This window comes from Bradyrhizobium embrapense, from assembly GCF_001189235.2.
Classification (GTDB): Bacteria; Pseudomonadota; Alphaproteobacteria; order Rhizobiales; family Xanthobacteraceae; genus Bradyrhizobium; species Bradyrhizobium embrapense.
The window spans coordinates 1,203,153-1,220,918 of record NZ_LFIP02000001.1 but is presented as its reverse complement, the minus strand read 5'-3'; the positions used below and the strand labels follow the sequence as shown (position 1 = coordinate 1,220,918).

At 63.0% G+C, this 17,766-nt stretch carries 17 protein-coding genes; 5 read left to right on the top strand and 12 right to left on the bottom strand.

Annotation, left to right across the window (positions count from 1 at the left end; genetic code table 11):
• Positions 1 to 2,322, bottom strand: coding sequence for a sensor histidine kinase (locus AKN83_RS05965; RefSeq protein ID WP_050405102.1), 2,322 nt, complete (start codon positions 2,320 to 2,322; stop codon positions 1 to 3).
• A 191-nt stretch (positions 2,323 to 2,513) separates the two neighbouring features.
• Entirely contained in the window at positions 2,514 to 3,902 is a 1,389-nt protein-coding gene (locus AKN83_RS05960; RefSeq protein WP_050405101.1) for a cation-efflux pump, read from the bottom strand.
• 245 nt (positions 3,903 to 4,147) lie between these two features.
• Here AKN83_RS05960 and AKN83_RS05955 point away from each other — a divergent pair, with 245 nt between their 5' ends.
• From AKN83_RS05955 to AKN83_RS05945, 3 genes are all read left to right on the top strand, one after another.
• A complete protein-coding gene (locus AKN83_RS05955; protein ID WP_050405128.1) occupies positions 4,148 to 4,744 on the top strand; it encodes a TetR/AcrR family transcriptional regulator in 597 nt (198 codons plus the stop codon).
• Between the two features lie 70 nt (positions 4,745 to 4,814).
• Positions 4,815 to 5,663, top strand: a complete 849-nt coding sequence (locus AKN83_RS05950; RefSeq protein ID WP_050405100.1) for a DMT family transporter — start codon at positions 4,815 to 4,817, stop codon at positions 5,661 to 5,663.
• Between the two features lie 300 nt (positions 5,664 to 5,963).
• Positions 5,964 to 6,458 (top strand): RlpA-like double-psi beta-barrel domain-containing protein, encoded by a 495-nt coding sequence (locus AKN83_RS05945; protein WP_172803491.1) that lies wholly within the window; start codon positions 5,964 to 5,966, stop codon positions 6,456 to 6,458.
• Positions 6,459 to 6,491: 33 nt separating this feature from the next.
• On the opposite strand, the gene AKN83_RS05940 is transcribed toward AKN83_RS05945, so the two are convergent.
• The 7 genes from AKN83_RS05940 to AKN83_RS05915 form a co-directional block, all read right to left on the bottom strand.
• Positions 6,492 to 7,460: a zinc-binding dehydrogenase gene (locus AKN83_RS05940; protein WP_050405099.1), complete on the bottom strand. Its 969-nt coding sequence runs from the start codon at positions 7,458 to 7,460 to the stop codon at positions 6,492 to 6,494.
• A 193-nt stretch (positions 7,461 to 7,653) separates the two neighbouring features.
• Positions 7,654 to 8,649, bottom strand: coding sequence for an NAD(P)H-dependent flavin oxidoreductase (locus AKN83_RS05935; protein WP_050405098.1), 996 nt, complete (start codon positions 8,647 to 8,649; stop codon positions 7,654 to 7,656).
• 246 nt (positions 8,650 to 8,895) lie between these two features.
• Entirely contained in the window at positions 8,896 to 9,330 is a 435-nt protein-coding gene (locus AKN83_RS05930) for a CBS domain-containing protein (RefSeq protein WP_016846946.1), read from the bottom strand.
• A 279-nt stretch (positions 9,331 to 9,609) separates the two neighbouring features.
• Positions 9,610 to 10,926, bottom strand: coding sequence for an oxalate/formate MFS antiporter (oxlT, locus tag AKN83_RS05925; RefSeq protein ID WP_050405097.1), 1,317 nt, complete (start codon positions 10,924 to 10,926; stop codon positions 9,610 to 9,612).
• Between the two features lie 237 nt (positions 10,927 to 11,163).
• Positions 11,164 to 12,459, bottom strand: coding sequence for an oxalate/formate MFS antiporter (gene oxlT, locus AKN83_RS05920; RefSeq protein ID WP_050405096.1), 1,296 nt, complete (start codon positions 12,457 to 12,459; stop codon positions 11,164 to 11,166).
• Positions 12,460 to 12,700: 241 nt separating this feature from the next.
• Positions 12,701 to 12,853, bottom strand: a complete 153-nt coding sequence (locus tag AKN83_RS40450; protein WP_172803490.1) for a hypothetical protein — start codon at positions 12,851 to 12,853, stop codon at positions 12,701 to 12,703.
• 417 nt (positions 12,854 to 13,270) lie between these two features.
• Positions 13,271 to 13,777 (bottom strand): DUF2147 domain-containing protein, encoded by a 507-nt coding sequence (locus AKN83_RS05915; protein ID WP_157113226.1) that lies wholly within the window; start codon positions 13,775 to 13,777, stop codon positions 13,271 to 13,273.
• Between the two features lie 133 nt (positions 13,778 to 13,910).
• Between AKN83_RS05915 and AKN83_RS05910 the strand changes: the two genes are divergently transcribed.
• Together AKN83_RS05910 and AKN83_RS05905 are read left to right on the top strand one after the other, a co-directional pair.
• Complete coding sequence (locus tag AKN83_RS05910) at positions 13,911 to 14,468, top strand: DUF2975 domain-containing protein (protein ID WP_172803489.1); 558 nt, start codon at positions 13,911 to 13,913, stop codon at positions 14,466 to 14,468.
• An 11-nt stretch (positions 14,469 to 14,479) separates the two neighbouring features.
• The gene (locus tag AKN83_RS05905) at positions 14,480 to 14,719 is read left to right on the top strand and encodes a helix-turn-helix domain-containing protein (protein WP_050405125.1); all 240 of its coding nucleotides are present in this window, start codon (positions 14,480 to 14,482) and stop codon (positions 14,717 to 14,719) included.
• Between the two features lie 129 nt (positions 14,720 to 14,848).
• On the opposite strand, the gene AKN83_RS05900 is transcribed toward AKN83_RS05905, so the two are convergent.
• From AKN83_RS05900 to AKN83_RS05890, 3 genes are all read right to left on the bottom strand, one after another.
• Complete coding sequence (locus tag AKN83_RS05900; RefSeq protein ID WP_083991942.1) at positions 14,849 to 15,994, bottom strand: MFS transporter; 1,146 nt, start codon at positions 15,992 to 15,994, stop codon at positions 14,849 to 14,851.
• A 338-nt stretch (positions 15,995 to 16,332) separates the two neighbouring features.
• Positions 16,333 to 16,815: a hypothetical protein gene (locus AKN83_RS05895; protein ID WP_157113225.1), complete on the bottom strand. Its 483-nt coding sequence runs from the start codon at positions 16,813 to 16,815 to the stop codon at positions 16,333 to 16,335.
• A gap of 148 nt (positions 16,816 to 16,963) precedes the next feature.
• Positions 16,964 to 17,542 carry an inorganic diphosphatase gene (locus AKN83_RS05890; RefSeq protein WP_244521901.1) on the bottom strand — a complete coding sequence of 193 codons (579 nt, stop codon included), beginning with the start codon at positions 17,540 to 17,542 and terminating at the stop codon, positions 16,964 to 16,966.
• Positions 17,543 to 17,766 lie beyond the last annotated feature (224 nt).

The window sequence follows — 17,766 nt, the reverse complement described above, 5'->3', positions numbered from 1 at the left end:
TCAGGCCGCTTGCGGCAGTCTCGTCTGCAGCGAGCGCGGATCGCGCGGCAGGGTGACGCGGACGACGGTGCCGACGCCGAGCTTGGAGCGCAGCTTCATCGAGCCGCCATGCAGGTTGGTGAGCGATCGCGCGATCGCAAGGCCGAGCCCCGAGCCCTGATAGCTCTTGGTGAGCTGGCTCTCGACCTGCTCGAACGGCTTGCCGAGCCGCCGCAGCGATTCCGGCGCGATGCCGATGCCGCTGTCGGCGATCAGCAGCACGATCGAGTCGTCGAGCATCTGGCCGCGCACCAGCACGCGGCCGTTGTCGGGCGTGAACTTCACGGCGTTGGAGAGCAGGTTGACGATGATCTGCTTGACAGCGCGGCGGTCGGCGACGACCGAGATGGTGCTTTCGATATCCGATTCCAGCGACAGGCCCTTGTGCTCGGCGCGGCCGGACACCACCCGCAGCGACTCGGCGAGGATGCCGGAGAGGTCGAGCGGCTCCATGTCGAACTTCATGCGGCCGGCTTCGATCTTCGACATGTCGAGGATGTCGTTGATGACCTCGAGCAGGTATTTCCCTGAGGTCAGTATGTCATGGCAGTACTCCGCGTACTTGTCCGAGCCGAGCGTGCCGAACAGGCCGGAGCCCATGATCTCGGAGAAGCCGATGATGGCATTGAGCGGCGTGCGCAGCTCATGGCTCATATTGGCGAGGAATTTCGACTTCGCGGCGTTGGCGTCCTCGGCGCGGGTCTTTTCCTGCGAGTACTTCTCGGCGAGGTCGGCGAGCTCGACGGCCTGCCGCTCCAGCTCGGATTGCGAGCGCTGCAGGTCGATCACGGTGGCGCGCAGGCGCAGATCGTTGTCGACCAGCTTCTGCTCGTGCGCCTTGATGCGGGTGATGTCGGTGCCGACCGAGACGTAGCCGCCGTCCTTGGTGCGGCGCTCGCTGATGTGCAGCCAGCTGCCGTCGTCGAGCTGCGCCTCGAAGGTACGGGCACCGGGAGCCGGCACGCCGCTCTCGTGCAGGCGGGTGCGCACTTCCGGCATGCTGCCGACCTCGATCACGGTTTCATACGAAGTGCCGGGGCTGACGGCGCTATCCGGCAGCTTGTGCAGCCGCTGGAAGTGCGAGTTGCAGAGCACGAGGCGGTCCTCGGCGTCCCAGAGCACGAAGGCCTCCGGAATCGTCTCGATCGCGTCGCGCAGTCGCAGATCGGCTTCCACCGACTTCTCGGCGAGGCTCTTCTGTTCGGTAATGTCGACCGCGATGCCGATCAGATGCAGGCCGCTGTCGGCCGCAGCGTGGCTGAGCTCGCAGCGGACGCGCAGCCAGATCCAGTGGCCGCCGACATGGCGCATGCGGAAGCTCTGATCGATGTGATCGATCTTGCCCGAGATCAGCTGCTCGGCGATGTCGAACAGGTTGATGTCGTCGGAGTTCACCAGCGCGTTGACCTCGCCGAAGGTGAGGAGGTCGTTGCGGCTGTCGAGGCCGAGCAGGGTGAACATCGACTGCGACCAGAAGATCCGGCCGCGCGACAGGTCCCAGTCCCACAATCCGCAGCGGCCGCGGTTGAGCGCGGTGTCGATCCGGCCGCGCACGGCGTCGTTGATCAGGTCGCCCTCGCGGGCGCGGGTCGATTGCCAGTGGAACGCGAAGCCGAGGATCAGCACCACGAAGCTCGTGGTCGCCGACAGCGTCACCGAGAGCGCGGCGTCCGATCCCCAGATCGGCTCGTTCATCTCCTGGATGACGACGACCTGGCCGGGCAGCGACTTGACAAGCTGCGAGATCGCCAGCGCGCCGGCGCCGGTCGGCAGCGTCATGTCGCTGACCGCGCCCTGCTGGCTCGGTGCGACAAGCAGCTGGGCTGTGGAGACGATGTCGAGGACGCGGTCGTTCTCGCCGGCGCCGTCCATCGGCACGCGCGCCAGCACGCGATGATCGGCGCTGGTGATGATGACGTGGCGGCCGTTGGCGATGCCCCAGGACGGGATCAGGTCGGGCAGCAGCTCCTGCAGCCGCTCGATATTGGCGAACCGATCGCGGCGCACCGAGGTCAGGCGGTCGAGGCGCTCGGCGAGGATGTCGGAGAGCGCGGCAAGGTCGCGCTTCATCGCACCGCGCTTTTGCCGGTTCTGGTCGATCACCTGGACGAAGGCGCCGAGGCAGATCGTGATGAGGAAGGCGATGATGAGCGTAGGGACAGCGCGGCGCAGTGCAGGCTCGGCCGTCAAGAGCCTGTGATAGGCCGGTTTTGCGATCGATTGCGCCAATCCCTTGATCGAATCGGATTGGACGCACGCGTTCGCTGCATGCGCGCGCGCCATGCCTTAGACCCCCGCTCTAAGCTGATTTTACCCGGATCGGATGCTCCCCACGTCGCATCCGAATCATGATGATTTGAATCCAGATTTCGCAGCCTGTCGAGAGTCAACGATTCGTTAATGCGAAATAATTCTTGTCCAAGACGGAATCAGGTCGCGCAAAGTGAGTCCGAAACAGGAACGGCTCCGTAGAATTACGCGCGCGCCGGTTCTGCGTGACTGATCACACGCTTCACGGTGGGGAACGTGCGACGCAGCTTGCGTTCGATCTCGTCGACGCTTTCGTGCACCTTGATCACACTCATCGAGGGCTCGGCGCGGCAATGGAAGTTGACGATCTCGCCGGCGTCGGTGTTGCGGACCCGCACATTATGGATGTCATGGATCGCGCCGCCATCGGCGAAGCCGGTCAGTGCGGTCTTGATGGCATCGACGCGGTCGGGCGCGGCGTCGGTTCCCCAGGGCAGTTCCGGCTGGAGCGGCTCGATATGGGTGTCGACCTCGACGTCCTCGCCAAAATCCTCGCGGATCGCGCGCTCGAGCTCGTGGGCGATGTCGTGGGCGGCGTCCAGCGCCATGTCGCTGTCGACCTCGAGGTCGATGCCGACGATCAGCTTGCCGCCGATGTCGTGCACGGTGACGTGGTGGATGGCAAGGCCGGAATTGCGCGCGATCACCATGATGCGCTCGCGCACGCTCTCATTGTCGCGCGCCACCGGCACTGCAGTGAAGGTGAGGTCGGCGTCGCCGAACGCCTTGGTCATCGCCTGCTGCGCCCGGCGCTTGATGTCCTCGACGCGGTCGATCGGATAGGTGCGCGGCACGGCGGCGATGGCATCGATGAAATGCGTGGCGCCGACCATGCGGACCCGCAGCCGCTCGACGTCGACGACCCCCGGCACCGCCCTGATCGCCGCGGTGGCCTTCTCCAGCGCGCCTTCCGGCGCACGGTCGAGCAGGGTCTCGACCGTCTCGCGCGCCATGCGCAGGCCGAGCAGGGCGATCATCACGGCAACCGCGATGGCGGCCGCGGCATCGCCCCACCAGAAGCCGAAGCCCGCCAGCACCAGCCCTACGATCACCGCCGCAGAGCCCATCACGTCGGAAGCGAAATGCAGCGCGTCGGCGGCCAGCGCCTGGCTCTTGGTGTCGCGCGCCGCGCGGTGCAGCGCGCGGGCGCGCCACAGATTGACGCCGATATCGATGATCAGAACGATGAACGGAATGGCTGAGATCGAAGGCGGCGGCGCGCCTTCGCGCAAATGGCTGTAGGCCTGCACCAGGATGCCGCCGGCCAGCACGTAGAGCAGGGCGATGATGAAGAGTGCGGAGACGCTCTCGAACTTGCCGTGGCCGTAATGATGCTCGGCGTCGGCGGGCTGGTCCGACACCCGCACCACGGCCCAGGTGATGATGGTGGCGACGAGGTCGATCGAAGAGTGCAGCGCCTCGGAGATCAGCGCCAGCGATCCGATGGCGATGCCGACGACGAGCTTCGCTGCGGCCATGCCGCCGCTGGCAAGGATCGAGAGCGCGGCGACGGATGTCTTGGTGTTGGGCGCGCTGGTGCTGGAAGAGCTCATGAGCGGCGGTGTAGCAGGCCAACCGTGAACATCAAGTGTCAGTCGTCACGCGCAATCGCAACTCACTTGCAACAGCAGAGTTGTATGAATGTCACGCCAAATGACGACGGGGAGGTGGTCCGCCGTGCGCCACCCCAGCCGTCTTTCGCGCTCCAGCCGCCTTCCGCGTCCAAATCACCTGAAACGACCACTTGCGATATATGGACCAAATGGTCTATATATCAATCATGAGCCGCCAAACCACCATGCAGGCGCCCCGTGGCCGCCCGCGAAGTTTCGACATGGACGCCGCCGTCGGACGCGCGATGAATGTGTTCTGGTCGCGCGGCTATCACGCCACGGCACTGCCGGACCTGCTGCGTGCGACAAAACTCTCGCGCGGCAGCCTATACGCCGCTTTCGGCGACAAGCACTCGCTGTTCCTGCGCGCTCTCGATCGCTACATTGCCGATGCCCTGACGCGGATGGATGACGAACTCGATCCCCGCAGAGATCCGGTCGACGGGCTGCGGGCCTACCTTGCCGGCTACGTTGAGCGCGCGTGCGGTGCCAATGGCCGGCGCGGCTGCCTGCTGGTGGCGACGGCGATGGAGCTGGCTGGCCAGGATGCCGAGGTCGGTCGTCGCTTCGCGAGCTTCTTCAAAACCATGGAGACCAGGGTGGCGGATGCATTCTCTCGTGCGGAGAGGGCGGGCAAGCTGTCCGCTGGCGTCGAGCCTTCGAGTGCAGCCCGAATTGTCATCTGTTTCCTGTGGGGGCTGCGCGTGGTCGCCAAAACGGCTCCGGCGCGCGCCACCTCGCAAGCCACCGCCGACGCGCTGCTCGATCGCTTCCTCAGGTAAGGAACCCGCGAACGCCTTCGCGTTTGGCGTGCCTATATATAGACCGATCGGTCTTGAAAGGAAAGAAGCCATGTCCGTCATCCAGATCGTCTGCGCGGTGGCCGTTCCCTTGCTCTGGGGTTATCAGTTCGTGGTCATCAAGGTCGGCGTCACCGAGTTTCCGCCGCTGTTCTTCCTCGCGCTGCGCTTTTTGGCGATGGCGCTGCTGGTTGTCCCGTTCGTCAAGGCGCCGACGCGCCAACAACTGGGCCCGATCGCGGTCATCTCGCTCTTCCTCGGCGGGCTGAACTTCGGGCTGTTCTATGTCGGCCTCGGGCTCGGCTCGGGAAGCATGTCGGCGGTCGCCTATCAACTCGCGCCGGCCTTCACCGTGCTGCTGGCCTGGCCGCTGCTGGCGGAGCGGCCGTCGCTCGTCACATCGGTCGGCGTGGTGCTTGCGTTCGCCGGCGTGGTGCTGACAGCGGAACCCGGCCGGTCGGCGAACGCCTTGCCGCTGCTGCTGGTGGTCGGAGCCGCCTTCGCATTCGCGGTGTCTACCGTCCTGACCAAACGTCACGGCCCGTTTGATCCGCTGATGCTGATGGGGTGGTCGTCGCTGCTCACCGTGCCGCAGGTGTTGCTGATGTCGTTGCTGCTCGAGCATGGACAAGCGGCGAGCCTTGTCACGGCGGATAGACACGGCTGGCTGGCGCTGGCCTACACCATTTTTATCGGGGGGATTGTCGGGTTCGGCCTCTGGTTCTGGCTGATCGCGCGCTGTTCGATGGACCGCATCGCTCCCTTCGGCCTGCTGGTTCCGGTGTTCGCCTTGATCTCGAGCGTGTTGTTTCTTGGCGACAGCGCGACGCCGAAGCTGATTGTCGGCGGGCTGCTCGCGATCTCCGGCGTCGCCATCACGCAGGTGAGGCCGAGCACGTAAGGCGGATTGGCGCGCAGGATGGGTAGCACGTAGCGGAGCCCATCATCTCGCCGCGCGGATACAATCGATGTTTCGCCTCGCATTGTCGAAGACAGCCCATCCAGTCATTTTGCTGACGCATTCTCTGTCTTAGTCGACGAGAACTAAAGACACTGTGTGGGACCTCTGGTTCCCACAATGGTTCCGTCGCCTGAACTGGCACGACTCCGCAACGAATTGTCACGAGTGAACGCCTCCGCGTTGCCTCGATCATGTCTTGCGGCATCGGGAACCGACGATCAGAAAATCAATCAAGGAGTTATGATGCTGTTCGGCTTGAGCGCCGCAACTTGCGGCGCCCTGGTTGCGCTTGCCATGTCTGGCACCGCTGCTCGAAGTGAAAACAATTCGGTTCATTCAAGCGCTGTCGTCAAAGCCGCTTGTGAGGATGCGATCGTCGGCGCAGCATCCATGTACGATCCGTTCAAGCCCGGCAGGGAGGAGGGCGGTCCGAGCACAGCTTCCGGCGAGCGCTATGATCGCTCGGTCTGGGCGGCCGCCATCAAAACGAGCTTGCGTCAGAAGTTCGGCGGGGTCCAATTCGGCGCGAGGCCGAAATATGCGCTCGTCGAGGCCGTAGGCAAGAAGGTCATCGTCAAGATCAACGACGTCGGGCCATTACGGCCTGGCCGCATCATTGACCTCAACGTGCGGACGATGCGCTATTTCGATCCAGGCCTGGAGCTCGGAGTCATTCGCGACGTGAAGGTGAGCCCCCTTGCGGGGGATTATTGGAGTCCCGGACCGGTCGGCTGAACGTCGCGCGCGAACTTGATGGTCGCCACGCAGCTACAGCGTCACCACGATCTTGCCGAGGTGCTTGTTGGCTTCCATGTGCTCGAACGCCTTGCCGATGTCGGCGAATTTGTAGACCTGATCGATCGGCAGCTGCAGCTTGCGCGCTTCGACCGCGGGCCAGATGTCCTTGCGCACCTCGTCGAAGATCGCGCGGATTTCCTCGATCGAGCGGGTGCGGAAGGTGACGCCGATATACTGGATGCGCCGCGCGGCGTGCAGGTCGAAGTTGAAGTCGCCATGGGTGCCGCCGAGCCGGCCGACATTGACGATGCGGCCCTTGACCTTGGTTGCTCTCAGGTTCTGGTTCGCGACCGGGCCGGAGACCTGATCGACGATCAGATCGACGCCTTCGCCACCGGTCGCCTGCAATACCTGATCGACCCAGCCGGGATCCTTGGAATCAATGGCGAGATCGGCGCCGAATTCCGTCAACCGGCTGCGGCGCATCGCGTCCGTCGAGGACCCCACCACGAGCTTTGCGCCCTTCAGTTTTGCAATCTGCATCGCCATCAGGCCGACGCCGGAGCTCGCGCCCTGGATCAGCACGGTCTGGCCCGCCTGCAGCGCGCCGTTGGTGACGACGGCGTTGTGCATGGTGGCGAGCGCGACGGGCAGGGTGGCGGCCTCGTCGAAATTCATGTTCGACGGGCTGCGAAACAGCCGGCCGTGATCGGCGAGCGTGTATTCGGCGAACGCCGCGCCGCCGGAGCCCATGATCTTGTCGCCGACCTTGACGCCTTTGGCATCGGGACCGAGCTCGGCGACTTCGCCGGCCCATTCCATGCCGAGCACGGTGCCGACGCCGCCGGCCGCGCCATGGGCGTGGCCCTTGGTCATGCCGAGATCGGCGCGGTTCAACCCGCAGGCGTGAACCTTGACCAGCACCTGGGTGCCCTTCGGCACGGGCTTTGCGACTTCGGTGATTTCGGGGCCGTTGGTTCCGTAGACATACGCTTTCATGGACTTGTTCTCGTTGCTGTCGTCTAACGCGAGATGGCTCTGAGTTCCGTCATCACCGCGCAAAGGCGTCGCCTTTGTCGCTGGAGGTGGCCGTCCTTCCGCGGTCCTCGAAGGATGAATGGCCCGATCGGTGGCCGTCGACCCTTCGAGACGCGCTTGGCGTTCCTCAGGGTGACGGATCACCAGTGGAGGTCTATTCAGCTGCCCGACGTTTGGCGCCGGACATCATTGCCTCGAGCCGTTCGCGGATGATCGCTTCCGCCTCGCTCACGATGCGCGAGATCAGTTCGGCGCAGGACGGGATGTCGTGGATCAGGCCCTGCACCTGGCCGGCCGACCAGATGCCTTCGTCGGCGTCGCCAGTGGCGTAGACCATCTTGCCGCGGGCGCCGGCGACCAGTTCGCGAACGTCCTCGAACTTGGCGCCTTCTTTCTCCATTTGCACGACCTTGGTCGAGATCGCATTCTTGGCGACGCGCGAGGTGTTGCGCATGGTGCGGAAGATCAACTCGGTCTCGCGCTCGTCATTGGCGACGATGCGCTCCTTCACGAGCTGATGGATCGGGCTCTCCTTGGTGCACATGAAGCGGGTGCCCATGTTGATGCCCTCGGCGCCGAGCGCCAGCGCTGCGACGAGGCCTCGGGCGTCGCCGAAGCCGCCCGAGGCGATCATCGGGATCTTCACCTTGTCGGCGGCGGCGGGGATCAGGATCAGGCCGGGGGTGTCGTCCTCGCCGGGATGGCCGGCGCATTCAAAACCGTCGATCGAGATCGCGTCGGCGCCCATCCGCTCGGCGGACAGTGCGTGACGGACGCTGGTGCATTTGTGCAGCACCTTGACGCCGTGCTTCTTGAACTCGTCGACATGCTCCTGCGGTTTGTTGCCGGCGGTCTCGACGATCTTGATGCCGCTCTCGATGATGGCCTGGCGATACTCGGCGTAAGGCGGCGGCTTGATCGCGGGCAGGATGGTCAGGTTCACGCCGAACGGCTTGTCGGTCAGCTCGCGGCAGCGCGCGATCTCCTTGCGCAGATCGTCCGGCGTCGGCTGCGTCAACGCGGTGATCATGCCGAGCGCGCCGGCATTGGCGACGGCGGCGACCAGTTCCGCGCGCCCGACCCATTGCATGCCGCCCTGCACGATCGGGTGGTCGACGCCGAACATTTCGGTGAAGCGTGTCTTGATCATTCTGCCCTCGTTTCCATCGAAATTTTCCGTGACGCGGATGGCCGCGCACGGTGTTGTTATTGGATGTCGAGGGAAGGATGCAGTCCGGTCCGGCAAATGTCTACCGACGACCTGCGGCGCGCCTATGCGGAAATGGCGGGCCGCGGCGGTCAGGCGAGGGCGGGCGGGGGTCTTTCGTGACCTTGTTCGGGCGCTGCTGATCGAACACGCAGCGCCCGACTGGTAATACGACAACGGAGATGCTTGCTACGCGGGCACGGCGTCCTTCTTCGACGCGGCGGTCTCCTCGTCGAAGGCCGCCGCGATGTCGCGCATGCTGACGACGCCGATCAGGCTGTAATTGTCGATCACGGGCACATGGCGAATGTGGTGCTTGGTCATGAGATGACGGATGTGCTCGAGCGTGTCGCTTGAGGTGCACGACACCAGCTGCTGCACCGAGACGAACTGCGAGACCTTCATGCCGGCGCCGGCCGCGCCGTGCTCGGCGATCGCGCGCACCACGTCGCGCTCGGTGAACATGCCGACGGCGGTGTTGCCCTCGGTGCGAACGACATCCTTGACCACCAGCGCGCTGATATTGCTGGCGCGCATCAGTTGCGCGGCGATCGCTACCGTCTCGTTCATGCGCACCGTGGCAACGCGAGGGGTTTTCTTGCGCAGGATATCTCCGACTTGCATGGCAACCTCCTTGGTTATCGTTGACAGGACTCTGGTATACAAAATGCCAATTGTCAACGCCGCCGTCAGAGGAATTTACCACTGGGAAATCGCCGAAATAGCAGAGACGCTGACGTTTCAGACGATTGTGACCCGGTGTGAGCGGGTAGGCCATTCGGCTCTCTGGGTGTTTCTGGTATCTGGCATCCCTCCGTCCGACAAAAGAAGAGGCGCACCAAAGTGCGCCTCCATCGTTCAGCGGGAAGTCCCGAAATCAGGCAGTCAAATTAGGCTGGCATCTCACGCTGTCTTGGCGTTCGTCGCAGTCTCGGCTGCTGCGGCCGCCTCGTTGCCGTTGATGAAGGCGCGGCGCATCGGCTTGATCACGAACAGTGCCATCAGCGCCGCGGTGGCATTGAGCGCAACCGCGATCACGAACACCGCCTGCCAGCCATAGCTGGCGGCCACGATGCTGGCACCCGGCACCAGGAGCGCTGCGGTGCCCTTCGCGGTGTAGAGCATGCCGTTGTTGGTGGTCGCGAACTTCGAGCCGAATGTGTCGCCGGAGGTCGCCGGGAACAACGAGTAGATCTCGCCGAACACGCCGAAATAGACCGCAGTCGCCAGCACGAACACCAGCGGGTTGTGGCCCCAGGTCGACAGCGTCAGCAGCATCAGCGCGCCGGTGCCGAACGCGATGAACATGGTGTGCTCGCGGCCGATATTGTCGGAGACCCAGCCGAAGAACGGCCGTCCGAACCCGTCGAAGATGCGGTCGAGCGAGATCGCAAAGGTCAGCGCGGCCATTTGGAAGCCGGCGAGCGAGACCGGCGTGGTGGCGATCTTGTAGTCGTGCGCGATCGGCGCGATCTGCGCCGCCGCCATCAGGCCGCCGGAGGCGACCATCACGAACACCAGATACATCACCCAGAAGATCGGGCTGCGCAGCACTTGCGGCGGCGTGAAGTCGATCTTGGTCTGCGGCAGATTGAGCTGCTTCTTCTTCGGCGGGATCGTGACCGCAGGCTTCTGGATGAAGAAGGCGAGCAGGAACACGATCAGGCCTTGCCCGATGCCGAAATCGAAGAACGCGGTCTGATAGCCGCTCGAGGCGATCATGTTGGCGATCGGCACCACGGTCAGCGCCGCGCCGGCGCCGAAGCCTGCGGCGGTTGCGCCGGCGGCAAGGCCCCGGCGATCGGGAAACCATTTCAGCGCATTGCCGACGCAGGTGCCGTACACCGAGCCGGCACCGATGCCGCCGATGACGGCCGCGGCGTAGAGCAGGGAGAGTGAATCGGCGTAGGAGTTCAGCACCCAGGACAGCGCGATCATGGCGCCGCCGAACATGATGACGATCCGCGGGCCGTATTTGTCGACGAACCACGCTTCGACCGGCACCAGCCAGGTCTCCGTCACCACGAAGATCGTGAAGGCGAACTGGATCGCCGCGCGGCCCCAGTGATGCGCGCCGTCGATCGGATCAACGAACAGCGTCCAGCCATATTGCAGGTTCGCGATCATCGCCATGCAGACGATGCCCATCACGAGCTGAAGCCAGCGGAAGCCACTGGACGAAGGTTGTGCTTGTGTTGCGGCAGCATTGCTGGAAACCATCAAATCCTCCCGAGCGCGCCTGGTCTTCTTGTGACCCAGTGTCGCAATTCTTGTGGCGTATCGTCGCAATCGCTGGCGGGAGGTTGGTATACTATATCCCAGAAAGCAAGCCCATCTTTCTACTGCGCCGCAGCAAAACTGGCATGCTTTAGGCTGATCTGGCGACGACGGGATGCCGGAAAATGAAAACGCCCGGCGTCGGCCGGGCGCTTTCGTCAGTTGAAGGGTTGCGGTTGCCTAAGCCGTCGCCGTCGATTTCTCGACCACGATTTTCCGCCACGGCTTGAGCACGGCGATCGCGAGCAGCGAGGCAAGGATGTTGGCGCCGGCTGCGATGATGAACACGTTGTCCCAATGGCCCGACGACTGCTGCATGTAGTTGGCGATCGGCACCAGCAGCGCCGCGGTGCCCTTCGCGGTGTAGAGCAGGCCCGCATTGGTGGTCGCGAACTTGGCGCCGAACGTGTCGGTGCAGGTCGAGGGAAACAGCGAATAGATCTCGCCCCAGGCAAAGAACACGAAGCCCGACAGCAGCACGAACCACACCGGGTCGTGGCCCCAGAGGTAGAGCATCCAGATGCCGAAGCCTTCCATACCGAAGGCGATGAACATGGTGTTCTCGCGGCCGATCATGTCGGAGATCCAGCCGAAGAACGGACGCGTCAGACCGTTGAGCACGCGGTCGATAGTGGCCGCGAAGGTCACGGCCGTCATCGTCACCGCCATCAGCGTGACCGGCACGCTGTCGACCTTCCAGTCGACCGCGATCGGCTTCAGGTTCGCCGTCACCATCAGGCCGCCGGCGCCCACGATCACGAACATGAAGTACATCAGCCAGAAGATCGGCTGCCGCAGCACTTCGGTCGGCTGATAGTTGCGCCGGGTCTGGATGATGTTGGCATTCGCCACGACCGCCGGCACCTGGCCGGCCTTCGGCGCGAGCAGGAAGAAGGCGAGCAACACGATGATGATGCCCTGGCCGAGGCCGAAATAGAGGAAGGTGGTCTGGAAGCCGGAGTCCTTGATCATGGCCTGGATCGGCGCCACCGTCAGTGCGGAGCCCGCGCCGAAGCCGGCCGCGGTGATGCCCGCCGCAAGCCCGCGCTTGTCGGGAAACCATTTCAGCGCGTTGCCGACGCAGGTGCCGTAGACGCCGCCGGCGCCGATGCCGGCGATGATCATGCCGAGATAGTAGCCGTTCAGCGAGGTCGCCTGCGCGTTGATCGCCCACCCGATCGCGCAGAGAATGCCGCCGATCAGCACGACGAGGCGCGGACCGTATTTATCGACGAACCAGCCTTCGACCGGGACCAGCCAGGTCTCGAACAGCACAAACAGCGTAAAGGCCCACTGGATCGATGCGCGATCCCATCCAAACTTCTTCTGGATGTCGGGGACGAAGAACGTCCACCCGTATTGATAGTTTGCGATCATCACCATCGCGGCGACGCCGATCGCAAGTTGCGTCCAGCGATACGTATCGCTGACACGCGCGGCCGCGGGGGCCGCAGTTGCCTGAACCATGTCCGACATTGATCCTCCCAGTGCGCGCTTTGTCATTCTGCTTGTGGCGCGGCTCGGTCATCTTGGTATTTGATATGCCAAGGTTCAAGCTGTCGCGGAGGTCGCGTGCGAATATGCCGCAGAGGACTCAGGCGGTCATCGCGAGAGTAATTCAGCGCGCAAAAAAATGGCCCCGAAAATCGGGACCATTGGTCGAAGGTTGAATGCCAGGTCGCATGTCGCGATGCGCACCCCGATGAATCGTTCCGGCTCAGAGGCCGAAGCGCGGCAGGTCGCCGTTGCGGTTCGAGATCTCCGCGCTCTTCATCAAGAGGCGATCGATCGAAGCCAGCAGGCGGCCGAACAGGGTGGAGGAGGGCGCGAGCGCGATGGCGGTGGTCTTGATGGCAGTAGTCTTGGACATTGGTGTCCCCTTTCGCTGGAGGCCAGTAATGGGCCGGCTCACTATCTGGGGTCAAACTATGTATACCAGATGCCAGATACAACGGGAGTGTTTGCATAGCAGCATTCCGAATGGTGCAATGCAACAGGGCGCGTCGCTTGGCATCCCAGACCAGAGCAAAGGGAGGCGGAAGCCACAGGACCTGTGGGTCAGAATCTCCAGCTGAAACTGGCCTTTACCGAGTGAACCTGCACCCGGTCGGCGTACCGGCCGACGTAGGCGATGCCAACGCTGGTCTGCGGCCCGCACGTTGGGCAAGTTCGTTGGACTTCACGTCGGCGTCGCCGCAAAAAAGAAAGGCCGCCGAATGCGGCGGCGGCCTTGAGTGACTGGGTTTGCTTTTCTTCTTGGCCGATGAAGGGTCGGGGCCAGATCCCTTCACCGCGTCCAGTCTTCGCCCGCGCATAGCGTTCCCATGCAGCCGCGAACGTTCAGCGTGCCCGACGACACCAGCGTCACCGAGCTCTCATAGGTCTTGCCGTCATCGGCGTTGTAGATCCGGCCGGCCCATTTGTTCGGGCCTGCGGGCTGCATGTTGATGAACAGCGAGATGCCCATCACCGGCCGGGTCCGTTGCGCGGGATCGGCATTCTTGTCGTCGCGCTGCGGCTTGCCGGTGGCCTTGTCGGTCGGCTCCTTCAGCCAGACGACGCGGCCGCACAGCGCGCTGCCGCAGCGCTGGACCTGGATCTTGGCATCACCGGACTGGGTCAGCCAGACGCCGGCCGGATCGTTGGCCTTGTCGTTGGCTTTGGCGGCATCGGCGGCGCTGCCGAGCAGCGGAATGTGGAACGCGGCCACGATCAGGCGGCGGGCGAGATGGGCGTGGATCAATTGCTTCAAGGCCTTGGTGGGGCCGTTTTGGTCTGGGATTGCGGTCATCATCCACCTTCTTCATGAAAAATTTCATGATAAACATGAAATAAATCACGTTTAAGGTTGAGTCAACAACATTACCAAGGCATGATGCGACCCGGCTGTAATGGGCTGTTTGGCAAAAAAATTTCGGATGGGTGCGATGGGGATATCGGTTCGCGAGCAGCGCCAGCTTTGGTTTCGCCGGCTCGATCGGGCGTTCTGGGTGATCTGGGCCGCGTTGCTGGTTGTGCTGTGGCTGGCCTATTACCGCACCATCACGGCCTCGGCCACGATTGCCGAAAGCCTCATCGGCGAGCAGGCGAAATGCGCCAGCATCGTCGCCAACCCGCTCACCATGTCGACCATGGGCCAGCTGCTGTTCTGGTCGCTGTTCGCGCTTGGGGTATCGTTTTACGCGGTGTTGATCGGCATCCTTCATCGCATGGTGAACCGATTCGCCAATGGGCGGATCTTCGTGTCCGAAACGCTGCAAGGTGTCTGGTGGATGGGGATCTTCCTGGTGGTCTGGCCGTTTGTGGATACGATCACGACCAACGTAGTAGCCTATGCCCTGTATCGGATCGGCGACGTCAAATTCTTCCTGCCGAGCTACAGCGTCGACGTCGGCAATTTCGCAGGCGGGATCTTCCTGATGGCGCTGAAATTCGTGCTCGAGCACGCCATCCTGCTGCAGTCCGAAAACGACCTGACGATCTGAGGTGAATGCTTGTGCCCATCGTGGTGAACCTCGATGTCATGCTCGCCAAGCGCAAGCGCCGCCTCGGAGATCTCGCGGACGCGATCGGCATCTCGATCCAGAACCTGTCGATCCTGAAGACCGGCAAGGCGAAAGCGATGCGCTTCTCGACGCTATCGGCGATCTGTCGCGAGCTGGACTGCCGGCCGGGGGATATTCTGGAATACGTGCCGGGGGATGAAGGCGAGGCCGATGGCGGCGAGGGCGGTTGATCGGCCGCAGCCAAAAGCCACCGAACTTGCCCAACGCATTGCGCAGACGACCAGCCGCCGCTGTGGAAGCGTGGCCTCGAGGGTTGAGACGCACGCGGCGAGACGGGTGCAAGGTCGTCTGACCTCTCCTCAAAGATCCTGATTGCTCGCCTGCCTGACCTTCGTCTCAATGACAAGCAGTCCGGCGAGCGACAGCAGGGCAAAGGCAAGACCGCTAAGGAACGTGGCCGCGGGCCCAAGTGCATCCCACAGTGCGCCTGCGACGACGCTTGAGCCAAGCATCGCGACGCCGGTCAACAGGTTGAAATACCCGTAGGCGGTGCCACGCAGCGAGACGGGAGAGCTGTCAGCGATCAGCGTTGCGAACAGGCCTTGCGTCAGTCCCATGTGCAGGCCCCAAAGGACTACGCCGAGCGCCAGTCCGCCGAGATTTGCAAGGGTGGCCAGCGTCAGATCGGCGGCAGCAAGGCATACGAGCCCGAGGGCAAGCAGGCCGGTGCGGTTGATCCGGTCGGACAGCTCGCCCGCCGGATAGGCCGATAGTGCATAGACGATGTTCATCAATACCAGAACCGCGGGGACCCACATCGCGCCAAGTCCGACGTTTTGCGCGCGCAGGATCAGGAACGCCTCGCTGAAGCGGGCGAGCGTGAAGACGACGCCAATCCCGACCACGCGCCAGTAGGATTTTCCGAGTTGCTTCACAGCGGTGAAGCTCAAGGGATTTTTGGTCCCGTCATCGTCGATGGGGCGCTTCGGCTCTTCGACGGCAAACACGATCAGGGCGAGCGAGAGGACGGCGGGAATCACCGCAAGCCAGAACACCGCGCGGAAATTATCGGCGCTGATCCACATCAGGACGATGGCGAGCAGGGGGCCGACGAAGGCGCCCACGGTATCGAGGGATTGCCGAAGCCCAAAGCTCGCACCGCGCAATTCGGCGGGTGCGATATCGGCGACGAGCGCGTCGCGCGGCGCCCCACGTATGCCCTTGCCGACACGGTCGACGAAACGGGCGGCAATCAGCCAGCCGACGGTCGGCGCCAGCGGAAACACCGGCTTGGTGAAGGCGGCAATTCCGTAGCCGATCGCCGCCAGCAGCTTGCGCTTGCCAAGCCAGTCCGACAACGCACCCGAGAATATTTTTGTGATGGAAGCGGTCGCTTCGGCGATGCCTTCGATGAAGCCGACCGTCACCATCGAGGTGCCGAGCACCGTGACGAGATAGACCGGCAGTAGCGCGTGGATCATCTCCGACGAGACGTCCATCAGCATCGACACGAAACCCAGCGCCCAGACTCCCGCAGGGATACGTGCCGGTTGAGAGGATAGGTTGGGGTTGGGCTCGGCCGTCACCTGGGTCTCCTCGCTGGGCAAAAGAGAACCCGCCAGCGGCGGGCTGACCGGAATTCCTGCTGCGGCATGGGTTGCCAGCTCACCTTGGCGGGAGCCATCGGCTCAGCGTCAGTGAGCATCGGTGGACCCCGGTGCCATCTCGTTCGCGCACGTTAGCATTCGGGTGACAAGGGACGAAAGTGCTAGCAAGGCGCAAGGCCGCCGGGAGCACCGGCGGCCTTGTCAATGCTGCAACGGCGGCATTCGGAGCTGGTGTCTTACTTCAGCTTATAGGTGCCGATTTGGTGATTGCAGTCCTGGAACGTTCCGGCCTTGATAACCGGAAAGGGTCCGAGCGGCTGGACCGTGCCGCTTGCAACCATGCCTTCGTATTTTCCCGTGCCGACGACATTCTCTCGGGTGATCTTGCCGTCGCTGCCAAGAGTAAAGTACGACAAGCGCTTGTCGCCATCTGCATCAACGGCCTCGCACACCGTGGAGCCGGTGTTCTTGCCGTCGAGCGAAGCATTCATGCCAACGCAGCGGAAGGTATGCTTGTCAAACATGCCACCCGGAGTCGTGCTGCGGATCTCGCCCGTCATTTCGTAGCTTGCTGCGGTGTGCGTCTTGGAAAAGGTGATCATGTTGTTCGTGCCGGACCAGCACGCGGTGTAGTCGTAGTTGCCCTCCTTCGGCACTTCGGCCGCAAACGCGGACGGCATAAAGGTGGCGATCAATAGGGGTAATACGTAAGTTCGCATGGCACTCCCCTCCTGAAAAATGGATGCAAAATATCTGTCCCACGGAAGCGGGACAGTGAAGGGTAGCACAGTGATCAGACGTTTATGAGGGGGGGCAATTGTTGCAACGCGCCAGCGCCGTCCCTCGGCCGGCTGTCGCGTCGGTTGATTATGCCCTCTTAGAGACAGCCTCCGAGCGTACACGTGCCATCGTACGAGTGTTGAAAATGCCTAACAACGAGATCGATTTATCGCCTTCATCGCACGACCTGGCCCGTACCATCCGAGAAACTCGAGCTCTTTTTTTTTTGAGTGCATCCGTCGCGGTGAAGAACTTCTCCAGTTCGACAATGGCTCTCGCTGGAAGGCTACGGATGTCCGGCAAGTTACCAACAAACGGCGAGCGTCCGGGGACTGCGAAAATCCGGTCGTTTCTCTTCCTCTTGCGCCCGGTGACCTGCACGACTTCGAGAATACCGATGGGCCTACAGCGAAGCACCGTGCCGGGATACGTTGCGGCATCGTGGATCATCAGCACATCCAGGGGGTCTCCGTCCTCTGCCTTTGTCGAAGGAATGAACCCCCAGTCGTAGGGATAGGCCAGTCCGGTCATCAAGGGCTTTGAGAGTATGAATGCGCGCAGCTTGCCATCGAACTCCAATTTGCAGCAACTCCCGCGAGGGGTCTCGACGACGGCGTGGATGTGCCCTTTGTCGGCCCAAGTCGGCAGCTTGAAAAGATTGGTCATCGTCCTTCGCGCTCGCAGCGGTTTCTTCGCTTGGTGTCTTTAGAACCCGGATGTTATTGGGAATGTTCCAACTCCAAGCGGGACTATAGATCGGGCTTCCGGCCCCTCGCGGACGGGGCCGTCCATTTCATCGATGTCTGCAGCCGACGGCGATATTGGTGTCCGATCCCCGCGGCGTTTCCTTCAAGTAAACGAAAAATGGCCGCGGTTGCCCGCGGCCATTC

Excerpts from the sequence above, each read along its gene's own strand:
- AKN83_RS05965 (WP_050405102.1), bottom strand. The coding sequence starts at position 2,322 with ATGGCGCGCGCGCATGCAGCGAACGCGTGCGTCCAATCCGATTCGATC.
- AKN83_RS05960 (WP_050405101.1), bottom strand. The coding sequence starts at position 3,902 with ATGAGCTCTTCCAGCACCAGCGCGCCCAACACCAAGACATCCGTCGCC.
- AKN83_RS05955 (WP_050405128.1), top strand. The coding sequence starts at position 4,148 with ATGCAGGCGCCCCGTGGCCGCCCGCGAAGTTTCGACATGGACGCCGCC.
- AKN83_RS05950 (WP_050405100.1), top strand. The coding sequence starts at position 4,815 with ATGTCCGTCATCCAGATCGTCTGCGCGGTGGCCGTTCCCTTGCTCTGG.
- AKN83_RS05945 (WP_172803491.1), top strand. The coding sequence starts at position 5,964 with ATGATGCTGTTCGGCTTGAGCGCCGCAACTTGCGGCGCCCTGGTTGCG.
- AKN83_RS05940 (WP_050405099.1), bottom strand. The coding sequence starts at position 7,460 with ATGAAAGCGTATGTCTACGGAACCAACGGCCCCGAAATCACCGAAGTC.
- AKN83_RS05935 (WP_050405098.1), bottom strand. The coding sequence starts at position 8,649 with ATGATCAAGACACGCTTCACCGAAATGTTCGGCGTCGACCACCCGATC.
- AKN83_RS05930 (WP_016846946.1), bottom strand. The coding sequence starts at position 9,330 with ATGCAAGTCGGAGATATCCTGCGCAAGAAAACCCCTCGCGTTGCCACG.
- oxlT (WP_050405097.1), bottom strand. The coding sequence starts at position 10,926 with ATGGTTTCCAGCAATGCTGCCGCAACACAAGCACAACCTTCGTCCAGT.
- oxlT (WP_050405096.1), bottom strand. The coding sequence starts at position 12,459 with ATGTCGGACATGGTTCAGGCAACTGCGGCCCCCGCGGCCGCGCGTGTC.
- AKN83_RS40450 (WP_172803490.1), bottom strand. The coding sequence starts at position 12,853 with ATGTCCAAGACTACTGCCATCAAGACCACCGCCATCGCGCTCGCGCCC.
- AKN83_RS05915 (WP_157113226.1), bottom strand. The coding sequence starts at position 13,777 with ATGATGACCGCAATCCCAGACCAAAACGGCCCCACCAAGGCCTTGAAG.
- AKN83_RS05910 (WP_172803489.1), top strand. The coding sequence starts at position 13,911 with ATGGGGATATCGGTTCGCGAGCAGCGCCAGCTTTGGTTTCGCCGGCTC.
- AKN83_RS05900 (WP_083991942.1), bottom strand. The coding sequence starts at position 15,994 with ATGCTGATGGACGTCTCGTCGGAGATGATCCACGCGCTACTGCCGGTC.
- AKN83_RS05895 (WP_157113225.1), bottom strand. The coding sequence starts at position 16,815 with ATGCGAACTTACGTATTACCCCTATTGATCGCCACCTTTATGCCGTCC.
- AKN83_RS05890 (WP_244521901.1), bottom strand. The coding sequence starts at position 17,542 with ATGACCAATCTTTTCAAGCTGCCGACTTGGGCCGACAAAGGGCACATC.